The sequence below is a fragment of the Mesorhizobium sp. M7A.F.Ca.US.006.04.2.1 genome, assembly GCF_004022915.1.
GTDB classification, from domain to species: domain Bacteria; phylum Pseudomonadota; class Alphaproteobacteria; order Rhizobiales; family Rhizobiaceae; genus Mesorhizobium; species Mesorhizobium ciceri.
This window is the reverse complement of sequence record NZ_RZQA01000558.1, coordinates 1-4,333: the sequence shown is the minus strand read 5'-3', so window position 1 is coordinate 4,333 and position 4,333 is coordinate 1. Positions and strand designations below refer to the sequence as shown.

The window sequence follows — 4,333 nt, the reverse complement described above, 5'->3', positions numbered from 1 at the left end:
GTGTAGCTGTGCGGCGTTGAAACTGCCAATCTCCCCCTCGTAGGGGAGATCGGCAGCTTCAACGCCGCGCGCCTGCTCACAACATTCGGCGGCATTTGAATAAAAGCCGCTTGTGGATATTTACCCGGCGTTCCCTCGTCTCCGGCAAGCTCTTTTTAGGGCGGGATCATGGAGGGACCATTGACCAGCGATTTTTCAGCCGCCCGCATCCACCTCGAACGCGCCTATCATTATCTGCAAGGCAATGACGAGACGAGCCGTGCCGCCTGTGACGCGCTCGATCTGTTGATCGAAGCGGTGACGGAGGCGCAGCACAGGCGACCCGAGGCTGGAGTGCTGGAGTTCCCGCAATCGACGGCGCGGCGAACCGGATAGAAAGTGTCGAGTTTCAGGCCAGTCCGGCCTGGCCTGAAACTCGCCGCACCCGGATCACGATGCCTTGCGGGCCGTCGCTCCCTTGGTTGCGCGCGCGACAATTCGCTCGAGCGGCTCCGGCCGGTGCAGCAAAAATCCCTGGCCGAAGGCGACCCCCATGTCGCTCAACATGGCCAGCGTGTCCTGCCGTTCGATCTTCTCACCGACCACGTCGCAACCGAGGCTACGGGCAATGCTGGTGATGGCCAGCACGATCTCGCGGTCGAAGCGGCTTTGCGTGATGTGCTCGATGAAGGAACCGTCGATCTTGATCGTGTCGACGGGGAACCGCCGGAGATATTCGAACGAGCTCATGCCGGCTCCGAAATCATCGAGGCCGACCCGGCAGCGCCGCTCGCGCGCCTTGCGCACGAACTGTTCGGCGGCATCGAAATTGGTGACGGCGGCGGTTTCGGTGATCTCGAAGCCGATGCCCGAATGCGGCGCCCCGGTTTCTTCTATGACGCTGTCGACGAAGTCCCAAAGCTGCGGATCGCTCAGCGTCTGCGCCGACAGATTGAAGCCAAGCGTCAGCGCCCCCGAACGCAAGGCGGCACCATGCCGCGACAGCGCGGTGCGGATGATCCAGCGATCGAGCCGCGACGCGATGCCGAACCGCTCGGCCACCGGAATGAACTCGCCGGGTGGCACCAGCCGGCCGTTGCGTGCGGCGAGCCTGGCCAAGACTTCGACATGGCGGCTTTCCTGCCAGGGGCGGCCCAGAAGATGGATTTCCTGGCCAAACAGCTTCAGCCTACCGTCTTCCATGGCATCGACCGTATCGGCGACGATGCGCGCCGCGTTGAGGCCACCCGAACCCGATGCCGTATCGGTGGAGAAGACGGCAAATCGGTTTCGCCCGGCGGCCTTGGCCGCGTAGCAGGCGTCGTCGGCACAGGCCAGCGCGTCGGCCACCGTCGTGTCGGCGTCATCGACGAAAGCGATACCGATCGAGGCCGCCAGCTTGCGCGACGTGGCCGTCGATCCAAGTTCGGCATCGCGAACCGCGGCAAGTACCGCGTCGGCCAGCCGCCCGGCCTGCGCCGCATCGCAATTGGGCATCAGCAGCGCGAACTCGTCACCGCCCAGGCGCGCGGCATGCGCCTTCGCGGGAAGGCAGCCCAGAATGCCTTGCGCAACGCTTTTCAGTGCCAGGTCGCCGGCCGCGTGGCCGGCAAAATCGTTGAGCGCCTTGAAGTAGTCGAGATCGACATAGAACACGGAAAGCGGCAGCAACTGCGCGGCCGCGATATGATCGGCCAGCAGCCGGTCGAACGCGGCGCGGTTCAAGAGACCGGTGAGCGCGTCATGGCGGGCCGCATAGGCAAGCTCCTGCTCGCGCTGCTTGTCTTCGGTGATATCGCGCACCGTGCCCAGGATCTGCCCCGCCAGCCGGCGGTCCCGAATTTGCGGGTCGGCGATGAAACGCAGCAGGGATTCTATGTGCCGGACCTCTCCGTCGCGCCGCACGATGCGGTATTGCACGGCGGTGACCTTGTCCGTTTCGAGCGGCACCAGATGCGCGCGCGACGCGGCGTCCTTGTCGTCCGGATGCAGATAGCCGAACCAGTGGTCGCGCTCGACTTCGGCGGTGTCGGAGACGAGCCCGAAAATCTCCCTGGTGCGTTGGTCCCAATAACTTTTGCCGCCCGCGAGGTCGTGGTGCCAGATGCCGGTGCCGCTGGCGGCGAGCGCCAGGCGGAAGCGCACATTGACCTGCTCGAGTTCGGCCTCGGCGGCCTTCTGCTTGGAGATGTCGGTCTGCACACCCATCAGCCTGAGCGGCTTTCCCATCGCGTCGCGCTCGACGACGCCGCCGCGATCGAGCACCCACACCCAATGTCCCTGCTTGTGCTTCAGCCGCAATTCGGTCTCGATGGCGTCGGTCAGGCCGGCAATGTGGCGGTCGCCGCTGGCCAGCGCCCGCTCGCGGTCGTCGGGATGGGTCAGTTGCAGCCAAAGGTCGCTGGTGTTGGCCAATTCGCTCTCATCGTAGCCTAGCATCCGCGCCCAGGTCGCGGAATAAAAGCAGTCGCCGGTCACAAGATCCCAGTCCCAGACGCCAAGATGCGCGCGCTCCAGGGCTTTTGCCCAGAACGTTCCATTGCGACTTTTCTTATCCTGACGCGCCATCGTCTGCTTCGCCTGCTCCACCGCGGCGCAATCTGCGGCAAAACCAGAGAAGAAACAGTTACCGCGCGGGCGGAGTTTCGACGTCTGATTGGGAGCCCCTGTTCATCAAGGCCGTACCGAACTACTCCAGGCAGCCGTCAATTTCCCCAGGTCGACGACACGACATTGCCCGCCGTCACGCCGGACAGTCTTTCGCGCTTCTCGAGCCTCGGCTTTTCATAGGTCTTCTTCATTGCCATCGCCTTCTCCCGTGGCCATCCGATTTCCAGGGTCTAGCTGAGGCGGGGCAGCCATGCTTGGGCTCAGCGGAACGGGTTCCGGCCCAGGCGGCCCTGCCCGGCGCCGAACCCGCCTTTTCGATTGGCCGGCAGGAACCGGAGTTTTGTGTCTGGCGGATCGTCCTACTGCTGCCCAGGTCAGCGGCGCAAGCCGGTGACCCCTGGATCATCGGCGGCGCCGATGATCCCATGCACGACAACAACAAGGACCTTCCAATGACCAAGCAAGAAGACAACAAGGCCGTCGTCGTCAGATGGTTCACCCACTTCTGGGGTGAACGTTGCGATCTGTCGGTCGTCGACGAGATCGCGGCACCCGACATGCTGCTGAAATATTCGCTGCACGAGCCGCGCCGCGGCCGCGACGACATCAAGGCCTTCATGGCCGACTTCCGCGCCGCCTTCCCGGACCTCAACTTCTGGGCCACCGCCGACCTGATTGCCGAGGGCGACTATGTCGTCGGCCAGTGGGAGGGCGGCGGCACGCATACCGGCCCAGCCTTCGGCGACTTCCTCGTCGGTTCGCTGCCGGCCGCCACCGGCCGCATCATGCGCTTCACCGGCACCACGGTGCTGAAGGTGGTTGACGGCAGGATCGTCGAGGAAATCGGCCTCGATGACGGCGTCGCCGCCCTCACCCAGCTCGGTCTGATCAAGACCGCCTGAGGCGATCAGGCAAAACGATCGTTCGGGCCAGGCGGCGTCAATGCCGCCTGGCCTCATTGCTTATTGGCTCGGCGCCATTGCGTGCTCGCATGACACTTTCGGATTCATGTCGGCGAACGTGCCTGTCGGGTTCCCTTTCCAGGCCCAGACATGCAGCTCGTAGAATTCACCCAGGCCATAGCGGTTGGGGGCGTTGTTGAAGTTGAACAGCTGGCCGTCCAACGATGCCGGTCCTTTCGAAGTGATGTACTCGACCGCCACCAGCTTCAGCGTGCCATCGGCCATCGGCTCGTACATCACAGCTTCGGGACGGGCGATGTCGATCTTGTCGTCCTTCAGATACTGGCCGTTGACATAGTGGATGCCCATGGCGCCGCCGGTGATGCCGCTGGCACAAGGAATAGGCGCATAGCCCTCTGATACCGCTGTCTTGACGTCGACAAACCGGCTGTTGACAGCCCGCACCTTGTCGGCCAGCGGGTTGGGGCCGGAGGCAGCTTCAGCCGGCTCCTGATGCGCCTGCGCGAGGGTGGTGCAGATTGCCAGCATGGTCCCCGCCATAAGAAGTCCGCTGCGAAAGTTTGATATCATCTTCATTCCATTCTTCTTGAAAAAGCACAGCTGGCCGGCCGCCGAAAATACGGAGGCCCGGCAGGCAAGCGCTGTGGCTGTTGTTGCTTGGAGATCCCGAAATTGATGTAACGGCTACCGAAAAGGATCATCCCTTCGGCAGATACGGGATCGTTCCGGCCAGATCGGTGTTGTCGATCATCTGGAAACGGCTGTCGCTGCCGTCCTGACGGGCCGAGACGAAGGGCGCGTAGGCAGGATCGGTGGTGAAG

At 63.5% G+C, this 4,333-nt stretch carries 5 protein-coding genes; 2 read left to right on the top strand and 3 right to left on the bottom strand.

What is annotated here, in order from left to right; all coding sequences use genetic code 11:
* Positions 1–180: 180 nt before the first annotated feature.
* On the top strand, positions 181–375 hold the full coding sequence (locus EN925_RS25135; RefSeq protein ID WP_024501638.1) for a hypothetical protein: 195 nt from the start codon (positions 181–183) through the stop codon (positions 373–375).
* Positions 376–429: 54 nt separating this feature from the next.
* Here EN925_RS25135 and EN925_RS25130 read toward each other — a convergent pair whose 3' ends face one another.
* Both EN925_RS25130 and EN925_RS25125 read right to left on the bottom strand, forming a co-directional pair.
* Entirely contained in the window at positions 430–2,547 is a 2,118-nt protein-coding gene (locus EN925_RS25130) for an EAL domain-containing protein (RefSeq protein ID WP_127385662.1), read from the bottom strand.
* 137 nt (positions 2,548–2,684) lie between these two features.
* A complete protein-coding gene (locus EN925_RS25125; protein WP_013530742.1) occupies positions 2,685–2,786 on the bottom strand; it encodes a hypothetical protein in 102 nt (33 codons plus the stop codon).
* 255 nt (positions 2,787–3,041) lie between these two features.
* Here EN925_RS25125 and EN925_RS25120 point away from each other — a divergent pair, with 255 nt between their 5' ends.
* A complete protein-coding gene (locus EN925_RS25120) occupies positions 3,042–3,491 on the top strand; it encodes an ester cyclase (RefSeq protein WP_127368854.1) in 450 nt (149 codons plus the stop codon).
* A gap of 60 nt (positions 3,492–3,551) precedes the next feature.
* Here the strand turns inward: EN925_RS25120 and EN925_RS25115 are convergent, their stop codons facing one another.
* Positions 3,552–4,088 (bottom strand): hypothetical protein, encoded by a 537-nt coding sequence (locus EN925_RS25115; RefSeq protein WP_206519198.1) that lies wholly within the window; start codon positions 4,086–4,088, stop codon positions 3,552–3,554.
* Positions 4,089–4,333: the final 245 nt, after the last annotated feature.

What these genes read in the sequence shown, in the direction of transcription:
- EN925_RS25130 (WP_127385662.1), bottom strand. Translation starts at nt 2,547, where the DNA reads ATGGCGCGTCAGGATAAGAAAAGTCGCAATGGAACGTTCTGGGCAAAA.
- EN925_RS25125 (WP_013530742.1), bottom strand. Translation starts at nt 2,786, where the DNA reads ATGGCAATGAAGAAGACCTATGAAAAGCCGAGGCTCGAGAAGCGCGAA.
- EN925_RS25120 (WP_127368854.1), top strand. Translation starts at nt 3,042, where the DNA reads ATGACCAAGCAAGAAGACAACAAGGCCGTCGTCGTCAGATGGTTCACC.
- EN925_RS25115 (WP_206519198.1), bottom strand. Translation starts at nt 4,088, where the DNA reads ATGAAGATGATATCAAACTTTCGCAGCGGACTTCTTATGGCGGGGACC.